The 23,501-nt window shown below is 58.5% G+C and carries 19 protein-coding genes; 16 read left to right on the forward strand and 3 right to left on the reverse strand.

The features are described from left to right. Positions 1–36: 36 nt before the first annotated feature. From dapC to map, 3 genes are read right to left on the reverse strand one after another with little or no spacing between them, the layout of a single operon-like run. The gene (gene dapC / locus J0G10_RS06760) at positions 37–1,236 is read right to left on the reverse strand and encodes a succinyldiaminopimelate transaminase (protein ID WP_095126487.1); all 1,200 of its coding nucleotides are present in this window, start codon (positions 1,234–1,236) and stop codon (positions 37–39) included. Positions 1,237–1,279: 43 nt separating this feature from the next. After that, on the reverse strand, positions 1,280–3,982 hold the full coding sequence (locus tag J0G10_RS06765) for a [protein-PII] uridylyltransferase (protein ID WP_093436598.1): 2,703 nt from the start codon (positions 3,980–3,982) through the stop codon (positions 1,280–1,282). A 41-nt stretch (positions 3,983–4,023) separates the two neighbouring features. After that, entirely contained in the window at positions 4,024–4,806 is a 783-nt protein-coding gene (gene map / locus J0G10_RS06770) for a type I methionyl aminopeptidase (protein ID WP_007908857.1), read from the reverse strand. A gap of 373 nt (positions 4,807–5,179) precedes the next feature. On the opposite strand from map, the gene rpsB reads away from it, so the two are divergent. The 16 genes from rpsB to dnaE all read left to right on the forward strand — a co-directional run bounded on the left by rpsB (position 5,180) and on the right by dnaE (position 23,398). Further along, entirely contained in the window at positions 5,180–5,917 is a 738-nt protein-coding gene (gene rpsB, locus J0G10_RS06775) for a 30S ribosomal protein S2 (RefSeq protein ID WP_003222119.1), read from the forward strand. A 192-nt stretch (positions 5,918–6,109) separates the two neighbouring features. Continuing rightward, positions 6,110–6,973: a translation elongation factor Ts gene (gene tsf / locus J0G10_RS06780; protein WP_093436595.1), complete on the forward strand. Its 864-nt coding sequence runs from the start codon at positions 6,110–6,112 to the stop codon at positions 6,971–6,973. A gap of 210 nt (positions 6,974–7,183) precedes the next feature. Further along, on the forward strand, positions 7,184–7,927 hold the full coding sequence (gene pyrH, locus J0G10_RS06785) for a UMP kinase (RefSeq protein WP_003222124.1): 744 nt from the start codon (positions 7,184–7,186) through the stop codon (positions 7,925–7,927). Then, positions 7,924–8,481, forward strand: coding sequence for a ribosome recycling factor (gene frr / locus J0G10_RS06790; RefSeq protein ID WP_095050399.1), 558 nt, complete (start codon positions 7,924–7,926; stop codon positions 8,479–8,481). The genes pyrH and frr overlap by 4 nt, the downstream gene beginning before the upstream one ends. Before the next feature lie 14 nt (positions 8,482–8,495). After that, the gene (gene uppS, locus J0G10_RS06795; protein ID WP_007908854.1) at positions 8,496–9,251 is read left to right on the forward strand and encodes a polyprenyl diphosphate synthase; all 756 of its coding nucleotides are present in this window, start codon (positions 8,496–8,498) and stop codon (positions 9,249–9,251) included. Further along, entirely contained in the window at positions 9,251–10,057 is an 807-nt protein-coding gene (locus J0G10_RS06800) for a phosphatidate cytidylyltransferase (protein WP_093436592.1), read from the forward strand. Before uppS ends, J0G10_RS06800 begins: the two co-directional genes overlap by 1 nt. Then, on the forward strand, positions 10,054–11,244 hold the full coding sequence (ispC, locus tag J0G10_RS06805; protein ID WP_220558164.1) for a 1-deoxy-D-xylulose-5-phosphate reductoisomerase: 1,191 nt from the start codon (positions 10,054–10,056) through the stop codon (positions 11,242–11,244). The genes J0G10_RS06800 and ispC overlap by 4 nt, the downstream gene beginning before the upstream one ends. A 54-nt stretch (positions 11,245–11,298) precedes the next feature. Then, positions 11,299–12,651, forward strand: a complete 1,353-nt coding sequence (gene rseP / locus J0G10_RS06810; RefSeq protein WP_220558166.1) for a sigma E protease regulator RseP — start codon at positions 11,299–11,301, stop codon at positions 12,649–12,651. A 74-nt stretch (positions 12,652–12,725) separates the two neighbouring features. After that, on the forward strand, positions 12,726–15,101 hold the full coding sequence (gene bamA, locus J0G10_RS06815; protein ID WP_095050402.1) for an outer membrane protein assembly factor BamA: 2,376 nt from the start codon (positions 12,726–12,728) through the stop codon (positions 15,099–15,101). 45 nt (positions 15,102–15,146) lie between these two features. Next, on the forward strand, positions 15,147–15,650 hold the full coding sequence (locus J0G10_RS06820) for an OmpH/Skp family outer membrane protein (protein ID WP_007908849.1): 504 nt from the start codon (positions 15,147–15,149) through the stop codon (positions 15,648–15,650). 3 nt (positions 15,651–15,653) lie between these two features. Further along, a complete protein-coding gene (gene lpxD, locus J0G10_RS06825; RefSeq protein ID WP_095050403.1) occupies positions 15,654–16,709 on the forward strand; it encodes a UDP-3-O-(3-hydroxymyristoyl)glucosamine N-acyltransferase in 1,056 nt (351 codons plus the stop codon). Positions 16,710–16,815: 106 nt separating this feature from the next. Next, positions 16,816–17,256, forward strand: coding sequence for a 3-hydroxyacyl-ACP dehydratase FabZ (gene fabZ, locus J0G10_RS06830; protein WP_003222142.1), 441 nt, complete (start codon positions 16,816–16,818; stop codon positions 17,254–17,256). Beyond that, positions 17,253–18,029, forward strand: coding sequence for an acyl-ACP--UDP-N-acetylglucosamine O-acyltransferase (gene lpxA, locus J0G10_RS06835; protein WP_038357910.1), 777 nt, complete (start codon positions 17,253–17,255; stop codon positions 18,027–18,029). The genes fabZ and lpxA overlap by 4 nt, the downstream gene beginning before the upstream one ends. A 2-nt stretch (positions 18,030–18,031) precedes the next feature. After that, complete coding sequence (gene lpxB, locus J0G10_RS06840; RefSeq protein WP_220558167.1) at positions 18,032–19,162, forward strand: lipid-A-disaccharide synthase; 1,131 nt, start codon at positions 18,032–18,034, stop codon at positions 19,160–19,162. An 11-nt stretch (positions 19,163–19,173) separates the two neighbouring features. Beyond that, the gene (rnhB, locus tag J0G10_RS06845) at positions 19,174–19,800 is read left to right on the forward strand and encodes a ribonuclease HII (protein WP_093436573.1); all 627 of its coding nucleotides are present in this window, start codon (positions 19,174–19,176) and stop codon (positions 19,798–19,800) included. Positions 19,801–19,876: 76 nt separating this feature from the next. Then, positions 19,877–23,398: a DNA polymerase III subunit alpha gene (gene dnaE, locus J0G10_RS06850; RefSeq protein WP_038357916.1), complete on the forward strand. Its 3,522-nt coding sequence runs from the start codon at positions 19,877–19,879 to the stop codon at positions 23,396–23,398. Positions 23,399–23,501 lie beyond the last annotated feature (103 nt).

Here is a 23,501-nt window from a genome sequence, read left to right on the forward strand (position 1 = left end):
AGTCCGCACCAGATGCCTGGTGCGGACTCTTGATGATTACTGCTGGCGAGTGATGAAGGCGCGAATCCGTTCGGCGGCTTCGACGCATTCGGCCAGGGGGGCAACCAGTGCCATGCGCACACGGCCTGCGCCCGGGTTGACGCCATCGACATCACGGGACAGGTACGAACCCGGCACCACGGTCACGTGCTCTTGCTCAAACAGGTCGCGGCAGAATGCGGCGTCATCACCTTGCACGTTCGGCCACAGATAGAAGCTGCCATCCGGACGCTGCACGTCCATCACCGGGCTGAGAATTTCCAGCACGGCATCGAATTTTTCCCGGTACAGAGCGCGGTTGGCGCGCACGTGGACCTCGTCGTTCCACGCGGCAACGCTGGCCAGTTGGGTTTGTACCGGCATTGCGCAGCCGTGGTAGGTGCGATACAGCAGGAAGCCTTTGAGGATATCGGCGTCGCCCGCCACAAAGCCGGAGCGCAGGCCTGGCAAGTTGGAACGCTTGGACAGGCTGTGGAACACCACGCAGCGTTTGAAGTCCTTGCGACCCAATTCAACGCAGGCCGTCAGCAAGCCCGGCGGCGGCGTTTGCTCGTCGAAGTACAACTCGCTGTAGCACTCGTCGGCGGCGATCACGAAGTCGTACTCGTCGGCCAAAGCGATCAGTTTTTTCAGGGCGTCGACCGGGATCAGCGCGCCGGTCGGGTTGCCCGGCGAGCAGAGGAACAGGATCTGGCAACGTTTCCAGATGTCCGGCGAAACGGCATCGAAATCCGGGTTGAAGCCGTTCTCGTCCAGGCACGGCAGGTAGTGCGGCTTGGCCCCGGCGAGGAACGCGGCGCCTTCGTAGATCTGGTAGAACGGGTTCGGGCTGACCACCAACGCATCATCGCCACGGTTGACTACGGTCTGGGTGAACGCGAACAGCGCTTCACGGGTGCCATTGACCGGCAGCACGTTGCGCGCCGGATCGATCCAGCCGCTTGGCACGCCGAAACGACGCTCGCACCAGCCGGCAATGGCCTCGCGCAGGGCGGGGATACCGAGGGTGGTCGGGTAGACGGCCATCTGATCCAGACTGTTGGCCAGCGCTTCGGCGACAAAGCTTGGCGAGCGATGTTTCGGCTCGCCGATCGACAGGGCGATCGGGCGTTTGTCCGGGTTCGGCGTGACGGTGCCGAGCAGGGCGCGGAGCTTTTCGAACGGGTACGGCTGGAGCTGGTTCAGAGCGTTGTTCATTGGGGCTGGGTCTCGTGCAAAGCCATTTGAATCCGGGGCGCCATCAAATACTGAGGCGCGACAGTTTGATATCGGGTTCCTGATTGACGCTCAGTTGCTCAACGATCGCATCCTGCAAACGGCTGCACAGCAACGGGTCGGACAACGGTTGGTTGTGGGCGTCGGTGATGAAGAAGACGTCTTCCACCCGCTCGCCGAGGGTCGCAATCTTGGCGTTCTGCAGAGACAGGTCGAACTCGAGGAAAATCCCGCCGATCCGTGCCAGCAGGCCCGGGCGATCAGGGGCGGTCAACTCCAGCACGGTCACCGGACGCTGCGCATCGTTGTGGATGGTGACCTGCGGCGCAAAGGCGAAATGCTTGAGCTGGCGCGGCACGCGGCGCTGGATGATCGTCGGGTAATCGTCTGGGTTGCGCAGGGCTTCGGTCAGGCCTTCGCGGATCTGCTTGACCCGTGCCGGGTTGTCGCCGATGGATTCGCCTTCGTTGTCGAGCACAATGTAGGTGTCGAGGGTGAACTGGCTGCTCGAAGTGATGACCCGGGCGTCGTGAATGTTCAGGTTCAACTGATCCATCGCCGCCACGGTCACGGCGAAAAAGTCGTGCTGGTCCGGTGCATAAATGAAGATTTGCGTGCCGCCCTCGAACTCGCGCTGGGTGGTTTCCTTGATCAGCACGAGCGGCCCGCCATCGACTGGTTGCTGCAGGATCGCATCGCTGTGCCAGGCCACGTCGCCGGCGGTGTGGCGCAGGAAATAGTCATCGCCCAATTGCGCCCACAACTGCTCGACGTCGTCCGGGTCGGTGCCACCACGCACCAGAATATCCAGCGCGGCGCTTTGGGTCTGGCGGATCTGCTCTTCGCGGTCCACCGGGTTTTCCAGGCCACGGCGCAAGGCGCGCTTGGTCTCGGTGTAGAGCTGGCGCAACAGGCTGGCGCGCCACGAGTTCCACAGCGTCGGGTTGGTCGCGTTGATGTCGGCCACGGTCAGCACGTAGAGATAGTCGAGGCGGGTTTCATCGCCAACCGCCAAGGCAAAATCGTGGATCACCTGCGGGTCGGACAAGTCCTTGCGCTGGGCGGTGGTCGACATCACCAGATGGTTCTGCACCAGCCAGACAATCAGACGGCTATCCCACACCGGTAACTGATGACGCTGGCAGAACGCCTCGGCATCGACTGCGCCGATCTCCGAGTGATCGCCATGCCGGCCTTTACCGATGTCGTGGTACAGGCCCGCCATGTAGATCAGTTCGGGCTTAGGCAGTTTGGCCATGAGTTTGGCGGCCAGCGGAAATTTCTCCGAGACCTGGGTGTACTGCAATTTGCGCAGGTGCTTGATCAGGTTCAGCGTGTGCGCATCGACCGTATAGATGTGAAACAGGTCGTGCTGCATCTGCCCGACGATAAAGCCGAATTCGGGCAGATAACGCCCGAGAATGCCGTAACGGTTCATCCGGCGCAGGTTGCGGTGGATGCCGATCTTGCACTTGAACAGCTCGATGAACAGGCTGGTGTTGCGAATATCGTTGCGGAAGTTGTCGTCGATCAGGTGACGGTTTTCCCGCAGCAATCGAATAGTGTCGGCACGCACGCCTTTGATTTCCGGCTGCTGGGCCATCAGCACGAAGATCTCGAGCATGGCGAATGGCGTGCGGCGGAACACGTTGTCGTTGCGTGCCTCGATATAACCGTCGTGCAACTGGAAGCGTGAGTTGATCGGCTGCGGCGCAGCTTCGTCTTCCGGCGCAAGAATGACTTCCTCGAAGTGCTGGATGATCAGGTCGCTGAGCTGGGCAATGCTCATCACCACACGGAAATATTGCTGCATGAAGTTTTCGACGGCCTGTTTGGCGTCGTCGCCTTCAAAGCCGAGCAGCCCGGCGATGGTGCGCTGATGATCGAACAGCAAGCGGTCTTCGGAGCGGCCCGCCAGCATGTGCAGGGCGTAGCGCACTTTCCAGAGGAATTCCTGAGAGGAGGCGAGCAGGGCGTTTTCGCTTTCGACCAGGAAGCCTTCGCCGGCGAGGGCGCGCAGGTTCAGGGTGCCGTACTGACGCCGGGCCACCCACAGAATCGTCTGGATATCCCGCAGGCCACCGGGCGAGCCTTTGACGTTGGGTTCCAGGTTGTATTCGGTGTCGTTGTATTTGTGATGACGGGCTTTTTGCTCGGCGCGCTTGGCCAGGAAGAACTCTTTGGCCGGCCACATGTGCGCGGTGCTGGTGACATCGAGCATGCGCTGGCGCAGACGCTCGGGACCGCAGATGGTGCGGCTTTCCATCAGGTTGGTGACGACGGTCAGGTCAGCGCGGGCCTCTTCGGCGCATTCGTCGACCGAGCGCACGCTCTGACCGACTTCCAGGCCGATGTCCCACAGCAGCGTCAGAAAGCGCTCGATGGAGTCGCGGAAAACTTCGTGGTCGGCGCTGTCCAGCAGAATCAGCAAGTCGATGTCGGAATACGGGTGCAGCTCACCGCGACCGTAGCCGCCGACCGCGACCAGCGCGATGTCGGCGTCTTCGCTCCAGTTGAACTGCTCCCAGGCCTTTTGCAGGATGTTGTCGACGAACCAGGCACGGTCTTCGATCAGGCGGCGGATGTCGCGGCCATTGCGAAAACGCGTGTCGAGCACCTCGCGAGCCTGGCGGATCGCCTTCTTGAACGCCGCGATAGGACTCGCTTTCAGGGCCAGTTCAGCCTGGAACTGGCCGCGGTCGAAGAGTTCGGGATCCACCTGCGGCATCGATTGGCTTTCCTTCTATAAGGCTGGGAGCGTTGTCTGGATCAGGCCGAGACGCGCGGGATGGTGTCATCGGCGCGCAGAGTGAAGATCTCGTAGCCGGTGTCGGTGACCAGCAGGGTGTGTTCCCACTGTGCCGAGAGCTTGCGGTCCTTGGTGATCGCGGTCCAGCCGTCGCCCAGTACTTTGGTGTCGGCCTTGCCCTGGTTGATCATCGGCTCGATGGTGAAGGTCATGCCGGCCTTCAGTTCCATGCCGGTGCCCGCGCGGCCGTAGTGGAGAATCTGCGGCTCTTCGTGGAAGACCTTGCCGATGCCGTGACCGCAGAACTCGCGAACCACCGAGAAACCGTTCTTCTCGGCGTGCTTCTGGATCACTTCGCCGATGTCGCCGAGGCGGCAGCCGGGTTTGACGATCTCGATCGCCTTGTACATGCATTCCTGGGTGATCTGCGACAGACGCTCGGCCCAGACCGGCACTTCGCCGACGTGGAACATGCGGCTGGTGTCGCCGTGGTAGCCGTCTTTGATCACGGTCACGTCGATATTCAGGGTGTCGCCGTTTTTCAGCGGCTTGTCGTTCGGGATGCCATGGCAGACCACGTGGTTGATCGAGGTGCAGATCGACTTCGGGTAGCCCTTGTAGTTGAGCGGGGCAGGGATGGCTTGCTGCACGTTGACGATGTAGTCGTGGCAGATCTGGTTCAGCTCATCGGTGGTGACGCCCGGCTTGACATGTTCGGCAATCATTTCCAGCACATCGGCGGCCAGTTTGCCGGCGACACGCATGCCAGCGATGTCCTCGGGAGTTTTGAGGTTGACGGTCATACAGGCTCTCTCTGCGCTCGGCGGCGCTTGCTGATACGAATAGGGTGGCGAGTGTTCGATTGGCGACCCTGAAAAACGCGATTCTAACAGACGCACGGCGCAATTCAGCGCCCGCGTGTATCGCTTCTCTCTATACAATGGTGCGTTCGGGGCCGATTCCAAGGGGGCTGCGCCCATGTCCTTGGTGCGAATACAGATTCCGGGTTCCGTTTCTGCGCACCCTGTGGTATAAAATGCGCCGCTTTCCGGGGATACCCCGAAAAGCTTAAATCCACACACGTGTCGACACGATGACCTGGGTGCTTTTGGCTTTATGCCACTGGTTGGTCATTGGGATACGTGGAGGCCAAACCCGACTTATTAAGGAACTATCATGTCCCAAGTCAATATGCGCGATATGCTGAAGGCCGGTGTGCACTTCGGTCACCAAACCCGTTACTGGAATCCGAAAATGGGTAAGTACATTTTCGGCGCGCGTAACAAGATTCACATCATCAACCTTGAAAAAACCCTGCCAATGTTCAACGAAGCTCTGACTTTCGTAGAGCGTCTGGCCCAGGGCAAAAACAAGATTCTGTTCGTCGGCACCAAGCGTTCCGCTGGCAAGATCGTTGCTGAAGAAGCAGCACGTTGCGGTTCGCCGTACGTCGATCACCGCTGGTTGGGCGGCATGCTGACCAACTTCAAAACCATTCGTGCTTCCATCAAGCGTCTGCGTGACCTTGAAGTTCAAGCCGAAGACGGTACTTTCGCCAAGCTGACCAAGAAAGAAGCGCTGATGCGCTCCCGTGACCTGGAAAAGCTGGATCGTTCGCTGGGCGGCATCAAGGACATGGGCGGTCTGCCAGACGCACTGTTCGTGATCGACGTTGACCACGAGCGCATCGCGATCACCGAAGCCAACAAGCTGGGCATCCCGGTAATCGGCGTTGTCGACACCAACAGCAGCCCGGAAGGCGTTGACTACATCATCCCAGGCAACGATGACGCAATCCGCGCTATCCAGCTGTACATGGGTTCGATGGCTGACGCAGTGATCCGTGGTCGCAACAATGTTGCTGGCGGCACTGTAGAATTCGCAGCTGAAGAAACTCAGGCTGCAGCTGAGTAATTAGCGCCCTGGCGTTAACTCAGTAAGCAAAAAGGGGGCTTGGCCCCCTTTTTGCCACCTCGAAAACCATTTGTCGGCAGCGCAGCTACAGCTCCTGTAACGTGCAGCAGCTACAAGGTGGGGCTCGGGAAGAATTGAACGCCCGTTCGATCGGGTGGAATGGTTGAAAACCTATCCAAGAGGAATTTGAAAATGGCAGCAATTACTGCAGCGTTGGTTAAAGAACTGCGCGAGCGTACCGGCGAAGGCATGATGGACTGCAAGAAAGCCCTGGAAAAGGCTGACGGCGACATCGAAAAAGCCATTGATGACATGCGTGCTTCGGGCGCGATCAAGGCTGCGAAAAAGGCTGGCAACGTTGCCGCTGAAGGCGCAATCGCAATCAAGGACGACGGTAAAGCTGCCGTTATCCTGGAAGTGAACTCGCAGACCGACTTCCTGGCCCTGCAAGACGACTTCAAAAACTTCGTTGCTGCCAGCGTTGAAAAAGCCTTCGCTGACAAGCTGACCGACGCTGCTCCGCTGATCGCTTCGCAAGAAGCTGCTCGTGAAGCGCTGGTTGCCAAAGTAGGCGAGAACGTCAACATCCGTCGTCTGACCCGTATCGAAGGTGACGTTGTAGGTTCGTACCTGCACGGCAACAAGATCGGTGTTGTTGTGGCTCTGAAAGGCGGTGACGTCGAGCTGGCCAAAGACATCGCGATGCACGTCGCTGCTAGCAACCCTGAGTTCCTGCTGCCTTCGCAAGTTTCGGCTGAAGCGATCGAGCGTGAAAAAGCTGTGTTCCTGCAGCTGAACGAAGAGAAGATCAAAGGCAAGCCAGAAAACATTGTTGAGAACATGGTCAAAGGCCGTATCAGCAAGTTCCTGGCAGAAGCAAGCCTGGTTGAGCAGGCGTTCGTCAAGAACCCTGAAATCAAGGTTGGCGAGCTGGCCAAGAAAGGCGGCGCAGAAATCGTTTCCTTCACTTACTACAAAGTAGGCGAAGGCATCGAGAAGCCGGTCGACAACTTCGCTGAAGAAGTTGCTGCCCAGCTGGCTGCCGCCAAGCAATAAGACGGTTTTTCAACTGTCGCCCGAAAGAGGCTGCCCGCTTACGCGCGCAGCCTCTTTTCAGATGGGGTTGCCAATTTTTAATTGGTTTCCACTTGGAACTGACTTACAAAGCCATGTTCCGATGGCGCTGAAGCAGCGCCAAGCTAGAGTGAACGCCAGCTGTAAACAGCTCGCAAAGAATTTTTAAATACGCCGCAGGAGAGATTCGCAATGGCTCAGCAGGGCAGTGGTTATCAGGCTCGCTATAAACGCATTCTACTCAAGCTTAGCGGCGAGGCCCTGATGGGCTCGGAAGAGTTCGGGATCGATCCAAAAGTGCTGGATCGGATGGCGCTGGAAGTCGGCCAACTGGTCGGCATCGGCGTACAGGTCGGTCTGGTGATCGGCGGTGGCAACCTGTTCCGTGGCGAAGCCCTGAGCAAAGCCGGTATGGATCGGGTGACGGGTGACCACATGGGCATGCTGGCCACTGTGATGAACGCCCTGGCCATGCGCGATGCGCTGGAACGAGCCAACATCTCGGCCATCGTGATGTCGGCGATTTCCATGGTGGGTGTGACCGATCACTACGATCGCCGCAAAGCCATGCGTCACCTGAACTCCAAAGACGTCGTGATCTTCGCTGCCGGTACCGGCAACCCGTTCTTCACCACGGATTCGGCAGCCTGCCTGCGTGCAATCGAAATCGATGCCGATGTCGTGCTCAAGGCGACCAAGGTCGATGGCGTCTACACCGCTGACCCGTTCAAAGACCCGCATGCCGAGAAGTTCGATCATCTGACTTATGATGAAGTACTGGATCGCAAGCTGGGCGTTATGGATCTGACCGCTATTTGCCTGTGCCGCGACCACAAAATGCCGCTGCGCGTATTCAACATGAACAAGCCCGGTGCCCTGCTGAACATCGTCCATGGCGGCGCTGAAGGCACCCTGATCGAGGAAGGTCAACAATGATCAACGAAATCAAAAAAGACGCTCAAGAGCGCATGCAGAAATCCCTGGACTCTCTGATACACGCCTTTGGTCAGATTCGTACCGGCAAGGCTCACCCAAGCATTCTGGGTAGCGTGATGGTGCCGTACTACGGCGCAGACACTTCCATCACCCAAGTGGCCAATATCACTGTAAAAGACTCGCGCACCCTGCAAGTCGTTGCCTTCGAGCGCAATATGCTCGCCGCAGTCGACAAGGCAATCCAGAGCGCTGGTCTGAACCTCAACCCGACCAACCTGGGCGAGTTGTTGCTGATCTCCATGCCTGCCCTGACTGAAGAAACCCGCAAGGGCTTCACCAAGCAGGCGCGCAGTGCTGCCGAAGACGCGCGTGTTGCCGTGCGCAACATTCGTCGTGACGCTTTGGGTGAGCTGAAGAAACTGGTCAAGGACAAAGAAATCAGCGAAGACGAAGAACGTCGTGCTGCTGCCGATATTCAGAAAATCACCGACAAGGCTGAAGCTGATATCGACGCGGCTACCAAGCAAAAAGAAGCGGATCTGATGGCCGTATAAGGTTCGAGCTTTTAATGGACAAGACCAAGCAGACTGCGCCGTCCGCGGTGCCGCGCCATGTCGCGATCATCATGGATGGCAACAATCGCTGGGCGAAAAAACGCTTTATGCCGGGTGTCGCCGGGCATAAAGCGGGTGTGGATGCTGTGCGGGCCGTCATCGAGGTGTGCGCCGAGGCCAAGGTCGAGGTGCTCACCCTGTTCGCGTTTTCCAGTGAAAACTGGCAGCGCCCGGCCGATGAAGTCAGTGCCTTGATGGATCTGTTCTTCAAGGCATTGCGTCGTGAGGCCAAGCGCCTCAACGACAACAACATTAGCCTGCGCATCATTGGCGATCGTTCACGCTTTCATCCGGAGCTTCAGGCAGCAATGCGTGAAGCTGAAGCGATGACGGCGGGTGCCAACCGTTTCATCCTGCAAATCGCCGCCAATTACGGCGGTCAGTGGGATATTGCACAGGCTGCCCAGCGTCTGGCGCGTGAAGTTCAGGCTGGGCACCTGCGCCCGGAAGACATCACCCCGGATCTGCTGCAAACCTGTCTGGCGACCGGCGATCTGCCATTGCCGGACCTGTGCATCCGTACCGGTGGCGAACACCGCATCAGCAACTTCTTGCTGTGGCAACTGGCTTACGCCGAGTTGTACTTCTCCGACCTGTTCTGGCCGGACTTCAAACACGATGCCATGCGTAATGCGCTGGCCGATTTCGCTTCGCGCCAGCGTCGCTTCGGTAAAACGAGCGAACAGGTCGAAGCTGGAGCCCGGGTTTAATGCTTAAACAACGAATCATCACTGCGCTGATCCTGCTGCCGATCGCCTTGTGCGGTTTTTTCTTGCTCGAAGGTTCGGGTTTTGCCCTGTTCATCGGTCTGGTCGTGAGTCTGGGGGCTTGGGAATGGGCGCGTCTGGCGGGATTTACCGCTCAATCGTTCCGCGTCGGGTATGCTGCGGTCGTCGCATTGATGTTGTTCGTCATGTATGTACTGCCGGGCCTGGCACCGTGGGTGCTGGGGGCTTCGGTGCTCTGGTGGGCGGTGGCGACTTACCTTGTGCTGACGTATCCGCGTTCCAGCGAGCATTGGTCCACGGCTGCCACCAAACTGGTCATTGGCTTGCTGATTCTGTTGCCGGCCTGGCAGGGTTTGGTGCAGATCAAGCAGTACCCGCTAGGTAACTGGCTGATCATGGCGGTGATGGTGTTGGTCTGGGGTGCCGATATTGGTGCTTACTTCTCCGGGCGCAAATTCGGCAAGCGCAAGCTCGCCCCGCAAGTCAGTCCGGGTAAAAGCTGGGAAGGCGTGTACGGTGGTCTGGTGCTGAGTCTGCTGATTACCGCCATTGTCGCGTTTGTCCGCGACTGGACCGTCGCCGAGTTGCTTAAAGGCTTGATTGGCGCTGCGCTGATCGTCTTCATCTCCGTGGTTGGCGATCTGACCGAAAGCATGTTCAAGCGTCAGTCCGGTATCAAGGACAGCAGTAATCTGCTGCCCGGTCATGGCGGCGTGCTTGATCGTATCGACAGTCTGACCGCGGCCATTCCGGTCTTCGCCGTGCTGCTGTGGATGGCTGCACCGTGAGTCGCCCACAACAGATTACCGTTTTGGGTGCGACGGGCTCGATCGGCCTGAGCACGCTCGATGTCATTGCTCGTCATCCTGAGCGATATCAGGTTTTCGCGTTGAGTGGTTTCACGCGTTTGAGCGAGCTTTTCGCCTTGTGCGTGCGCCACGTGCCGCAATTCGCTGTGGTGCCCGAGGCAACTGCCGCGCGCAGTTTGCAGGACGATTTGCGTGCCGCCGGTTTGCCGACCCGCGTATTAGTAGGGGAGGAGGGCCTGTGTCAGGTCGCTGCTGCTCCGGAAGTCGACGCGGTGATGGCAGCAATCGTTGGTGCAGCAGGGCTGCGTCCGACCTTGGCGGCCGTTGAAGCGGGCAAGAAGATTCTTCTGGCCAATAAAGAGGCGCTGGTGATGTCCGGCGCCTTGTTCATGCAAGCGGTGCGCAAGAGCGGTTCAGTACTGCTGCCGATCGACAGCGAACACAACGCGATTTTCCAGTGCATGCCACAGGATTTTGCTCGTGGATTGAGCTCGGTCGGTGTCCGTCGGATTTTACTCACGGCCTCTGGTGGTCCGTTCCGACAGACGCCCATGAGTGAATTGGCGCATGTTTCACCTGATCAGGCGTGTGCGCACCCTAACTGGTCCATGGGGCGCAAGATTTCGGTCGATTCGGCCAGCATGATGAATAAAGGTCTTGAACTGATCGAGGCTTGTTGGTTGTTTGATGCAAAGCCTTCGCAGGTCGAGGTGGTGATTCACCCGCAGAGCGTGATTCACTCGCTGGTCGATTATGTCGACGGTTCGGTACTGGCGCAGTTGGGCAATCCCGATATGCGTACGCCGATTGCCAATGCCCTGGCCTGGCCGGAGCGCATTGATTCCGGTGTAGCACCGCTGGATCTGTTCGCCGTCGCGCGTCTGGATTTCGAGGCGCCGGATGAAGAACGCTTCCCTTGCCTGCGTCTGGCGCGGCAAGCTGCCGAGGCTGGCGACAGCGCTCCGGCGATGCTCAATGCGGCCAATGAAGTGGCGGTGGCGGCGTTTCTCGACGGACGGGTCCGTTACCTGGAAATCGCGAGTATCATCGAGGAAGCCTTGAACCTCGAGCCGGTTGTTGCATTGGCAGATCTCGATGCCGTGTTTACGGCTGATGCCAAGGCGCGAGTCCTGGCTGAGCAATGGTTGAAGCGTCACGATCGATAGAATTTGCAACACAATGGCTACACGCGACACTGAACAGGATTGCGGAGAAAGTAGATGAGCGCGCTCTATATGATTGCCGGCACCCTGATCGCCTTGGGTGTGCTGGTCACCTTTCACGAATTCGGCCATTTCTGGGTCGCGCGTCGCTGTGGCGTCAAGGTTCTGCGCTTTTCCGTAGGCTTCGGCATGCCGTTGCTGCGCTGGCATGACAAGCAAGGCACCGAATTTGTAATCGCGGCGATACCGTTGGGTGGCTACGTCAAGATGCTCGATGAGCGCGAAGGCGAAGTGCCAGTCGATCAGCTTGACCAGTCGTTCAACCGCAAATCCGTGCGTCAACGTATCGCCATTGTTGCCGCCGGCCCCATTGCCAACTTCCTGTTGGCGTTGGTGTTCTTTTGGGTATTGGCCATGCTCGGCAGCGAGCAGATTCGCCCGGTCATTGGTGCAGTTGAGTCCGGCAGTATCGCCGCCAGTGCCGGTTTGAGCGCTGGTCAGGAAATTGTTGCTGTCGATGGTGAGCCGACTACCGGTTGGGCTGCCGTCAATCTGCAATTGGTCCGGCGCCTTGGTGAAAGCGGTTCCCTGCAGTTGCTGGTGCGCGAACAGGGCACGACTGTCGATTCACCACGAGAACTGAAGCTGGATAACTGGCTCAAAGGCGCAGATGAACCGGATCCGATTCGCTCTCTGGGGATTCGTCCATGGCGCCCGGCCTTGCCGCCGGTGCTTGCCGAGCTTGATCCGAAAGGCCCGGCCCAGGCGGCCGGCCTGAAGACCGGCGATCGTCTGTTGGCGCTCGACGGTCAGGTGCTCAATGACTGGCAGCAAGTGGTTGATACGGTACGTACGCGCCCTGATACCAAAATCATGCTGCGCATTGAGCGCGACAATGCTCAAATCGACGTCCCTGTGACCCTTGCGGCGCGCGGTGAGAGCAAATCGCCCAGCGGATATCTAGGGGCTGGCGTAAAAGCTGTCGACTGGCCACCGGAGATGATTCGCGAAGTCAGTTATGGTCCGTTGGCCGCGATTGGTGAGGGTGCCCGTCGCACTTGGACCATGAGCATTCTGACGCTCGATTCTCTGAAGAAAATGCTGTTCGGCGAGCTCTCGGTAAAAAACTTGAGTGGACCGATAACCATTGCTAAAGTGGCGGGCGCTTCTGCCCAGTCGGGCGTCGCTGATTTCCTGAATTTCCTTGCTTATCTGAGTATTAGCCTGGGCGTTCTGAATTTGCTGCCCATTCCTGTACTGGATGGGGGGCATTTGTTGTTTTATCTGATCGAGTGGGCGCGTGGTCGCCCCTTGTCGGATCGGGTGCAAGGTTGGGGGATACAGATCGGTATCAGTTTGGTGGTCGGGGTGATGTTGCTTGCTCTGGTCAACGATCTGGGTCGTCTGTAACGCTTCGCTGAATTGCGAATCTGCCGCATTTTGCGGCAGTTTGTTTATTGCCAGTTGGAATAAGAAAGGACTTCATGAAACGTCTGCTGCTAACTGCGGTTCTCACCGTATTGATGATCGCCGAAGTTCACGCCGAGTCCTTCACTATCTCTGATATTCGCGTCAATGGCCTCCAGCGGGTCTCCGCGGGTAGCGTCTTTGGTGCCTTGCCGTTGAACGTCGGTGAGCAGGCGGATGATCGTCGCCTGGTGGAATCCACTCGTGCGTTGTTCAAAACCGGTTTCTTTCAAGATATCCAGCTGGGCCGCGAAGGCAACGTTCTGGTAATCACGGTCGTTGAACGCCCGTCGGTCGCCAGTATCGAGATCGAAGGCAACAAGGCGATCTCCACTGAAGACTTGATGAAAGGTCTCAAACAGTCCGGTCTGGCCGAAGGCGAGATCTTCCAGCGTGCCACCCTTGAGGGCGTGCGTAACGAACTGCAGCGTCAGTACGTCGCGCAAGGTCGCTACTCGGCTACCGTTGATACCGAAGTGGTCTCGCAACCGCGTAACCGCGTGGGTCTGAAGGTAAAGATCAACGAAGGCACCGTTGCGGCGATTCAGCACATCAACGTGGTGGGCAACACGGTTTTCCCTGAGGAAGACCTGACCGACCTGTTCGAACTGAAGACCACCAACTGGCTGTCGTTCTTCAAGAACGATGATAAGTACGCCCGTGAAAAACTGTCCGGTGACCTGGAGCGTCTGCGTTCCTACTACCTGGATCGTGGCTATATCAACATGGATATCGCTTCGACCCAGGTGTCGATCACCCCGGACAAGAAGCACGTCTACATCACTGTCAACGTTACCGAAGGCGAGAAGTACACCGTTCGTGACGTCAAGCTCAGTGGTGATCTGAAAGTCCCTGAAGATCAGGTCAAGTCCCTGCTGCTCGTGCAGAAGGGGCAGGTGTTCTCGCGCAAACTGATGACCACCACGTCTGAGTTGATCACCCGTCGTCTGGGTAACGAGGGTTACACCTTCGCCAACGTCAACGGCGTACCTCAGCCGCACGATGAAGATCACACCGTCGATATCCTGTTCGCTGTTGATCCGGGCAAGCGTGCCTACGTCAACCGCATCAACTTCCGTGGCAACACCAAGTCCGAAGACGAAGTGCTGCGTCGTGAAATGCGTCAGATGGAAGGCGGCTGGGCTTCGACTTACCTGATCGACCAGTCCAAGACCCGTCTTGAGCGTCTGGGCTTCTTTAAAGAGGTCAACGTTGAAACCCCGGCTGTTCCGGGTGTCGACGACCAGGTAGATGTTAACTACAGCGTTGAAGAGCAGGCTTCCGGTTCGATTACCGCCAGCGTCGGTTTCGCCCAGAGCGCCGGTCTGATCCTCGGTGGTTCGATCACCCAGAACAACTTCCTCGGTACCGGTAACCGCGTCAGCATCGGCCTGACTCGCAGCGAATACCAGAGCCGCTACAACTTCGGCTACGTTGACCCGTACTGGACCGCCGATGGCGTGAGCCTGGGTTACAACGCGTTCTATCGCACCACTGACTACAAAGACCTCGACGTCGATGTAGCTAGCTATGCGGTAGACAGCCTGGGTGCCGGCGTCAACGTTGGCTACCCGATCAGCGAAACTTCGCGTCTGACCTTTGGCCTGTCGGTTCAACAGGACGAGATCAAGACCGGTACCTACACCGTTGACGAGATTTTCGACTTCGTTAACAAGGAAGGCGACAAGTACCTGAACTTCAAGGCGTCGGCCGGCTGGTCCGAGTCCACCCTGAACAAAGGTGTATTGCCGACCCGTGGCCGTTCCCAGAGCCTGACTCTGGAATCCACCATTCCGGGCAGTGACCTGTCGTTCTACAAACTTGATTACCGCGGTCAGCTGTTCCAGCCGATCAGCGAGAACTACACCCTGCGTCTGCACACCGAATTGGGTTATGGCGACGGTTACGGCGGGACTGACGGCTTGCCGTTCTATGAAAACTACTATGCTGGTGGTTTCAACTCGGTTCGTGGCTTCAAGGACAGCACCCTCGGCCCACGCAGTACGCCGAGCCGTGGTACCAACCCGGGCACGCTGGCTGACCCCGACCAGGATCCGCTGCCGTTCGGTGGTAACGTCCTGATCCAGGGTGGTGTCGAGGTTCTGTTCCCGCTGCCATTCGTAAAAGATCAGCGCTCCCTGCGTACTTCGGTATTCTGGGATGTGGGTAACGTATTTGACTCGCAGTGCAAGGACACTACCAATGCGAACGGCTCGACGTCGAACACCAAGTGCAACGACATCAGCCTGAGCAACATGGCCAGTTCCGTGGGTGTGGGTGTGACCTGGGTCACCGCACTGGGTCCTCTGAGCTTCGCGTTGGCCATGCCGATCAAGAAGCCGGATGAGGCTGAAACTCAAGTGTTCCAATTCTCCCTCGGCCAGACGTTCTAAGCGTCTGACCCAAGATAACGACAATGGATTTTGTAGGAGTGCATCGTGCGTAAGTTGACTCAATTGGTTCTCCTGGCCTCCTTGATGGTGGCAGGCCCGGCATTTGCCGACATGAAAATCGCTGTTCTGAACTATCAGATGGCCTTGCTCGAATCCGACGCGGCCAAGAAATACGCCGTTGATGCCGAGAAGAAGTTCGGTCCGCAACTGACCAAGCTGAAGACGCTGGAAAGCAGCGCCAAGGGCATTCAGGACCGTCTGATGGCCGGTGGTGACAAAATGCAGCAAGGTGAGCGCGAGCGTCTGGAGCTGGAATTCAAGCAAAAGGCCCGTGACTTCCAGTTCCAGTCCAAGGAACTGAACGAAGCCAAGGCCGTTGCCGACCGCGAAATGCTCAAGCAACTGAAGCCGAAACTGGATAGCGCAGTGGAAGAAGTCATCAAGAAAGGTGGTTTTGACCTGGTGTTCGAGCGTGGCGCAGTGATCGATGTCAAGCCTCAGTACGACATCACGCGCCAGGTAATCGAGCGCATGAATCAGCTGAAGTAACCCATGACCGTGACTATCAAGCTCGGCCAGTTGGCCGAGTTCCTCGGCGCCACCCTGCGTGGCGACCCTGAGAAGCAAATTACTGGGCTAGCCACTTTGCAAGAGGCTGGCCCAGCTCAGTTGAGCTTTCTGGCAAATCCTCAATATCGCAAATACCTGACGGGCTCGCAGGCGGCAGCACTGTTGCTCAAAGAGGCCGATGCCGAAGGTTTTGCCGGTAATGCGTTGGTGGTGCCTGATCCTTACCTGGCTTACGCGCGTATCTCCCACCTGTTCGATCCCAAGCCAAAAGCCTCTGCGGGTATCCATCCGTCAGCGGTGATTGCGGCGGACGCGGTGGTTGATCCAAGCGCCAGCATTGGCCCTTTTGTGGTGATCGAAGCCGGTGCGCGAATTGGCGCGCAGGTGACACTGGGTGCACATTGCGTTGTTGGTGCCCGCAGCGAAATCGGTGAAGGCGGCTGGCTCGCCCCACGCGTGACGCTGTATCACGACGTGCGCATCGGCAAGCGTGTTGTGATCCAGTCCGGTGCGGTGCTCGGTGGTGAAGGCTTCGGTTTTGCCAACGAAAAAGGCATCTGGCAGAAGATTGCCCAGATCGGTGGCGTGACCATCGGTGACGATGTCGAGATTGGCGTGAATACCGCCATCGATCGCGGCGCGCTGGCCGATACCGTCATTGGCAATGGCGTGAAGCTCGACAACCAGATCCAGATCGCCCACAACGTTCAGGTCGGTGATCACACTGCCATGGCGGCCTGCGTCGGGATCTCCGGCAGCACCAAAATCGGCAAGCATTGTATGCTGGCCGGCGGTGTTGGCCTGGTCGGCCATATTGATATTTGCGACAACGTTTTCCTGACCGGGATGACCATGGTGACTCACTCGATTACCGAGCCGGGTGCCTATTCTTCCGGCACAGCCATGCAACCGGCGGCCGAATGGCGCAAAAGCGCGGCCCGCATCCGTCAGCTCGATGACATCGCGCGGCGTTTGAAACAGCTGGAAAAGCGCGTAGGGGAAGTGACCCCTGACGGCAATGCTTCATCTGATGGCTGATACCATTTCCATATCAAGTGTGCACAGCCTCTAGACTGCCTCCTTGATTTGCTAGAGGAGTGCGCGTCAGTCGCGCTCCCAATCTTTACATAGGCTTCCCCCCGAAATGATGGACATCAACGAGATTCGCGAATACCTGCCTCACCGTTACCCGTTCCTGCTGGTGGACCGGGTGGTGGAACTGGACACTGAGGGCAAGCGCATTCGCGCCTACAAGAATGTCAGCATCAATGAACCGTTCTTCAATGGTCACTTCCCTGCGCATCCAATCATGCCGGGCGTACTGATCATCGAAGCGATGGCTCAGGCTGCCGGGATCCTCGGTTTCAAAATGCTTGATGTGAAGCCTGCCGACGGCACGCTTTACTACTTCGTCGGTTCCGACAAGCTGCGCTTCCGCCAGCCTGTGTTGCCGGGCGATCAACTGATCCTCGAAGCCAAGTTCATCAGCTGCAAGCGTCAGATCTGGAAGTTCGAATGCCAGGCCTCGGTTGATGGCAAGCCGGTCTGCTCGGCTGAAATCATCTGCGCGGAACGCAAGCTATGAGTTTGATTGACCCTCGCGCAATCATCGATCCGTCGGCCGTTCTGGCTGATGGCGTCGAGGTCGGCCCGTGGTCGATCATCGGCGCAGGTGTGGAAATCGGCGAGGGTACCGTGATCGGGCCGCATGTAATCCTCAAAGGCCCGACCCGCATCGGCAAGCACAATCGCATCTACCAGTTTTCCTCGGTAGGCGAAGACACGCCCGATCTGAAGTACAAAGGCGAAGAAACTCGCCTGGTGATCGGTGACCACAATGTCATCCGTGAAGGCGTGACCATTCACCGTGGCACCGTGCAGGACCGTTCGGAAACCACGCTGGGCGATCACAACCTGATCATGGCTTATGCCCACATCGGGCATGACAGCGTCATCGGCAATCACTGCATTCTGGTCAACAACACCGCGTTGGCCGGGCATGTGCACGTGGATGACTGGGCGATCCTTTCCGGATTCACCCTGGTTCACCAGTATTGCCACATCGGCGCTCACAGCTTTTCCGGTATGGGCACTGCGATCGGCAAGGACGTTCCTGCGTTCGTCACCGTGTTCGGCAATCCCGCAGAAGCGCGCAGCATGAACTTCGAAGGCATGCGCCGTCGTGGTTTCAGCGAAGACGCGATTCATACCCTGCGTCGCGCTTACAAAACCGTTTATCGCCAAGGTCTGACGGTTGAGCAGGCGCTGGCCGAACTGGCTGAACCGGCTGCGCAATACCCGGAAGTTGCGATATTCCGCGACTCCATCCAGTCGTCGACTCGCGGCATCACGCGCTGATCATGGCCAATCTGCGTATTGCGCTGGTGGCGGGTGAAGCTTCCGGTGACATTCTCGGTGCCGGCCTCATGCGCGCGCTCAAGGCTCAGCATCCGGCCGTCGAGTTCATCGGCGTCGGTGGCCCGTTGATGCAGGCTGAAGGTCTGATGTCCTACTTTCCCATGGAACGTTTGTCGGTCATGGGCCTGGTGGAGGTTCTCGGCCGTTTGCGTGAGTTGCTCAAGCGTCGCAAGGATCTGATCGCCACGCTGGTCGCCGAGAAACCGGATGTCTTCATCGGTATCGACGCTCCGGACTTCAACCTCAATATCGAACTCAAGCTGCGTCAGGCCGGGATCAAGACCGTGCATTACGTCAGCCCGTCGGTGTGGGCGTGGCGGCAGAAGCGTGTGCTGAAGATTCGCGAAGGCTGCGACTTGATGCTGACGTTGCTGCCGTTCGAAGCAAAATTTTACGAAGAAAAGGGCGTGCCGGTTCGGTTCGTCGGTCACACCCTCGCCGATACCATTCCGCTGGAAGCTGATCGCGCTGCGGCGCGTGCCGAGCTGGGCCTGCCCGACGGCCCGCTGGTGGCGTTGATGCCCGGCAGTCGCGGCGGCGAAGTCTCCCGTCTGGGGGCATTGTTCCTCGACACCGCCGAACGTCTGCGTGCGATGCGCCCGGGTTTGCGCTTCGTCATCCCGTGCGCCAATCCTGAACGCCGTGCGCAACTTGAAGAACTGCTCGTTGGGCGTGATCTGCCGGTGACCTTGCTCGACGGCAAATCCCATCTGGCCTTGGCAGCGTGCAATGCCGTGTTGATCGCCTCCGGCACCGCCACTCTCGAAGCGCTGTTGTACAAGCGGCCGATGGTGGTGGCGTACCGTTTGGCGCCGTTGACGTTCTGGATTCTCAAACGCATGGTCAAGAGCCCTTACGTGTCCTTGCCGAATCTTCTGGCCCAGCGCCTGCTGGTCCCGGAATTGTTGCAGGATGATGCGACAGTCGACGCGCTGGCACAGACCCTGTCGCCACTGATCGAAGGTGGCGAAGAACAGACCCGTGGTTTCGACGAGATCCACCGCACGTTGCGGCTGGATGCCTCCAATCAGGCGGCGGACGCCGTCCTTAACCTGATCGGTCAAACGCGATGAGCAAGACAAGCATGCAGATGGGCCTGGATTTCACCCTGGTCGCCGAAGTTGAAGAGCTGGTGGCCGGCGTTGATGAAGTCGGTCGTGGCCCGTTGTGCGGTGCGGTGGTGACGGCGGCGGTGATCCTCGATCCGAACCGGCCGATCCTCGGTCTCAACGACTCGAAGAAACTCACTGAGGCCAAGCGCGAAAAGCTTTACGACGAAATCATCGAAAAGTCCTTGAGCTGGTGTATTGCGCGCGCCGAAGTCGAAGAAATCGACGAGCTGAACATCTTGCACGCGACCATGCTGGCCATGCAGCGCGCGGTGGCCGGCCTGCACATTCAGCCGAAACTGGCGATGATCGACGGCAACCGCTGCCCGCAACTGCCGATGCGCGCCGAAGCGGTGGTGCAGGGCGACGGCAAGGTGCCGGCGATTGCTGCTGCGTCGATTCTGGCCAAGGTCAGCCGCGACCGCGAAATGGCTGCCTTCGAATTGATCTATCCGGGTTACGGCATCGGTGGCCATAAAGGCTACCCGACGCCCGTTCATCTGGAAGCCTTGTCGCGTCTTGGCCCGACGCCGATTCACCGGCGCTCGTTCGCCCCGGTGCGTCTGGCTTACGAAGCGCTGGAAGGTCTGACGCAGGTTTAGTCGCAAGGCTGATGTTTTGTTCGAGGCCCGGTACAATCCGGGCCTTGTTGTCTCTATGTAACTGGACAGGATCACTATGCCGGCTTCATTCGTTCATCTACGCCTGCACACTGAATACTCCCTGGTCGACGGGCTGGTGCGGATCAAGCCGCTGGTCAAGGCACTGACGGCCATGAACATGCCGGCGGTCGCGGTCACCGACCAGAACAACATGTGTTCCCTGGTCAAATTCTACAAAAACACCATGGGCGCGGGCATCAAGCCGATCTGCGGCGCCGACCTGTGGCTGTCGAACAAGGACCCGGACGCACCGCTGAGCCGGCTCAGCCTGTTGGTGATGAACGCCAAGGGCTATCGCAACCTCACCGAGTTGATCTCGCGCGGCTTCATCGAAGGCCAGCGCAACGGCATGATCATCGTCGAGCGCGAGTGGGTTGCTGAAGCCAACGAAGGCCTGATCATGCTGTCCGCCGCCAAAGAAGGCGAGATCGGCATGGCCATGATCGGCGGCAACCCGGCTGAAGCTGAAGCGTTGGCGCGCGAATGGATGGCGGTATTCCCGGATCGTTTCTATCTGGAAATCCAGCGCACCAACCGTCCCAACGATGAAGAACAATTGCACGGTGCCGTCGCCCTCGCCGACAAGCTCGGCGCGCCGCTGGTGGCGACCAACGATGTGCGTTTCATCAAGCAGGAAGACTTCGCCGCCCACGAAACCCGCGTGTGCATCGGTGAGGGGCGTGCCCTCGACGATCCACGGCGCTCGAAGAATTACAGCGATCAGCAATACCTGAAAAGCGCCGAGGAAATGATCGAGCTGTTCAGCGATATTCCCGACGCGATTGAAAACACCGTCGAGATCGCCAAGCGCTGCAACATTGAAGTGAAACTGGGCACTCACTTCCTGCCCAACTTCCCGATTCCCGATGGCATGACCATCGACGAGTATTTCCGCAAAGTCTCCTTCGACGGTCTGGAGGAACGCTTGTCGGTGCTGCTGCCCAAGGACACCACCGAAGACTACGAAGCCAAGCGTCAGGTCTACGTCGACCGACTGAATTTTGAGCTGGATATCATTATCCAGATGGGTTTCCCCGGTTACTTCCTCATCGTTATGGACTTTATCCAGTGGGCCAAGAACAACGGCGTGCCGGTAGGTCCGGGCCGTGGGTCGGGTGCCGGTTCGTTGGTGGCTTATGTACAGAAGATCACCGACCTCGATCCGCTGGAATACGACCTGCTGTTCGAACGTTTCCTTAACCCGGAACGGGTATCCATGCCCGACTTCGACGTCGACTTCTGCATGGACGGTCGCGACCGGGTGATCGACTACGTGGCCGAGAAGTACGGCCGCAACGCGGTAAGCCAGATCATCACTTTCGGTTCCATGGCCGCAAAAGCGGTGGTGCGTGACGTAGCGCGGGTGCAGGGCAAGTCCTACGGCCTGGCGGATCGTCTGTCGAAGATGATTCCGTTCGAAGTCGGCATGACCCTGGAAAAAGCCTACGAGCAGGAAGAAATCCTCCGTGACTTCATCAAGGTTGATGAAGAAGCTGCGGAAATCTGGGAAATGGCGCGCAAGCTCGAAGGCGTTGTGCGTAACGTTGGTAAACACGCCGGTGGTGTGGTTATTGCGCCGACCAAACTGACTGACTTCTCGCCAATCTATTGCGATGAGGCCGGTGACGGTCTGGTGACCCAGTTCGACAAGGACGACGTTGAAGCGGCCGGTCTGGTGAAGTTCGACTTCCTCGGTCTGCGGACCCTGACGATCATCGACTGGGCGCTGAAAACCATTAACCGTGATCGCGCCAAGGTCAACGAGCCGCCGCTGGATATCGCGTTTATCCCGCTGGACGACAAACCGACGTACTCGCTGTTGCAGAAAGCTGAAACCACCGCGGTGTTCCAGCTTGAATCGCGCGGCATGAAAGAGCTGATCAAAAAGCTCAAGCCCGACTGCCTGGAAGACTTGATCGCACTGGTGGCCCTGTTCCGTCCGGGCCCGCTGCAGTCCGGCATGGTGGACGACTTCATCAACCGTAAGCACGGCCGCGCCGAACTGGCGTATCCGCACTCGGATTACCAGTACGAAGGTTTGAAGCCGGTTCTGGCACCGACTTACGGCATCATCCTGTATCAGGAACAGGTGATGCAGATTGCTCAGGTCATGGCCGGTTACACCCTTGGCGGTGCGGACATGCTCCGTCGGGCGATGGGTAAGAAAAAACCCGAAGAAATGGCCAAGCAGCGCGGCGGTTTCATTGAAGGTTGCGCGACCAACAACATCGACGCCGACCTTGCCGGTAACATTTTCGACCTGGTAGAAAAATTCGCCGGTTACGGCTTCAACAAATCCCACTCCGCCGCCTACGGCCTGGTCTCGTACCAGACTGCGTGGCTGAAAGCTCACTACCCGGCGCCGTTCATGGCAGCGGTACTTTCTGCGGACATGCACAACACCGACAAGGTCGTGACCTTGATCGAGGAAGTGCGCACGATGAAGCTGCGCCTCGATGCGCCGGACGTGAACACTTCGGAGTTCAAGTTCACGGTGAACGACGACGGCCGCATCGTTTACGGCCTGGGCGCGATCAAAGGTGTTGGTGAAGGCCCGGTTGAGGCGATCACCGAGGCGCGTCAGGAAGGTCCGTTCAAGGATCTGTTCGATTTCTGCGCGCGGGTCGACCTCAAGCGCATCAACAAACGTACCCTCGACGGCTTGATCCGCAGCGGTGCGCTGGATCGTCTGGGGCCGTACTTCCATGACGAACAGAAGGCTTATCAGGCCAACATCGACCGCAACCGCGCCGTGCTGCTGGCAGCGATGGAAGAGGCGATCAAGGCGGCCGAGCAGACCGCGCGTACCCACGACTCTGGTCACGCCGACCTGTTTGGCGGGCTGTTTGTCGAGGAAGACGCCGACGTGTATGCGTCGCACCGCAAGGCCAAGGAGCTGACTCTCAAGGAGCGCCTCAAAGGTGAGAAAGACACCTTGGGCCTGTACCTGACCGGTCACCCGATCGACGAATACGAAGGCGAGATCCGCCGTTTCGCCCGTCAGCGCATCATCGACCTGAAGCCGGCGCGCGATACGCAAACCGTGGCGGGGATGATCATTGCCCTGCGGGTGATGAAGAACAAGAAGGGCGACAAGATGGGTTTCATCACCCTCGACGACCGTTCGGGGCGGATTGAGGCGTCGCTGTTTGCCGATGCGTTCCATTCTGCGCAGTCGTTGTTGCAGACCGACGCGATGGTGGTGGTCGAAGGCGAAGTCAGCAACGATGACTTCTCCGGTGGCCTGCGCCTGCGGGTCAAACGTGTGATGAGCATGGAAGACGCGCGCACCAATCTGGCCGAAAGCCTGCGCCTGAAGCTGCAAACCCAGGATCTGAAAGGCGATCAGCTACGCTGGTTGGGGGATTTGCTCAAGCGTCATCGCGGCGCGTGCCCGATCACCATGGAGTACACCAGCCCGGATGCGAAGACCTTGCTGCAGTTCGGCGAGACCTGGCGGATCGATCCGGCGGATGCGTTGATTCAAGCCCTGCGTGACCAGTTCGGGCGAGACAACGTCTTCCTCCAATACCGTTGACCGGCAAGTGCCATCATGGCGCTTGCCCGCAACCTGAATTTTTAATCTCGACCTCAGCGCGCCTCTCCCTTAAGGTAGGGCGCGAATAGACAACCGGCCGGCC

The sequence above is a fragment of the Pseudomonas germanica genome (assembly GCF_019614655.1).
GTDB classification, from domain to species: Bacteria; Pseudomonadota; Gammaproteobacteria; order Pseudomonadales; family Pseudomonadaceae; genus Aquipseudomonas; species Aquipseudomonas neuropathica.

Coding starts and splice junctions, on each gene's coding strand:
- lpxB (WP_220558167.1), top strand. CDS start 18,032: ATGGCCAATCTGCGTATTGCGCTGGTGGCGGGTGAAGCTTCCGGTGAC.
- pyrH (WP_003222124.1), top strand. CDS start 7,184: ATGGCTCAGCAGGGCAGTGGTTATCAGGCTCGCTATAAACGCATTCTA.
- bamA (WP_095050402.1), top strand. CDS start 12,726: ATGAAACGTCTGCTGCTAACTGCGGTTCTCACCGTATTGATGATCGCC.
- dnaE (WP_038357916.1), top strand. CDS start 19,877: ATGCCGGCTTCATTCGTTCATCTACGCCTGCACACTGAATACTCCCTG.
- dapC (WP_095126487.1), bottom strand. CDS start 1,236: ATGAACAACGCTCTGAACCAGCTCCAGCCGTACCCGTTCGAAAAGCTC.
- rnhB (WP_093436573.1), top strand. CDS start 19,174: ATGCAGATGGGCCTGGATTTCACCCTGGTCGCCGAAGTTGAAGAGCTG.
- rseP (WP_220558166.1), top strand. CDS start 11,299: ATGAGCGCGCTCTATATGATTGCCGGCACCCTGATCGCCTTGGGTGTG.
- rpsB (WP_003222119.1), top strand. CDS start 5,180: ATGTCCCAAGTCAATATGCGCGATATGCTGAAGGCCGGTGTGCACTTC.
- J0G10_RS06765 (WP_093436598.1), bottom strand. CDS start 3,982: ATGCCGCAGGTGGATCCCGAACTCTTCGACCGCGGCCAGTTCCAGGCT.
- J0G10_RS06800 (WP_093436592.1), top strand. CDS start 9,251: ATGCTTAAACAACGAATCATCACTGCGCTGATCCTGCTGCCGATCGCC.
- frr (WP_095050399.1), top strand. CDS start 7,924: ATGATCAACGAAATCAAAAAAGACGCTCAAGAGCGCATGCAGAAATCC.
- lpxD (WP_095050403.1), top strand. CDS start 15,654: ATGACCGTGACTATCAAGCTCGGCCAGTTGGCCGAGTTCCTCGGCGCC.
- map (WP_007908857.1), bottom strand. CDS start 4,806: ATGACCGTCAACCTCAAAACTCCCGAGGACATCGCTGGCATGCGTGTC.
- lpxA (WP_038357910.1), top strand. CDS start 17,253: ATGAGTTTGATTGACCCTCGCGCAATCATCGATCCGTCGGCCGTTCTG.
- fabZ (WP_003222142.1), top strand. CDS start 16,816: ATGATGGACATCAACGAGATTCGCGAATACCTGCCTCACCGTTACCCG.
- uppS (WP_007908854.1), top strand. CDS start 8,496: ATGGACAAGACCAAGCAGACTGCGCCGTCCGCGGTGCCGCGCCATGTC.
- tsf (WP_093436595.1), top strand. CDS start 6,110: ATGGCAGCAATTACTGCAGCGTTGGTTAAAGAACTGCGCGAGCGTACC.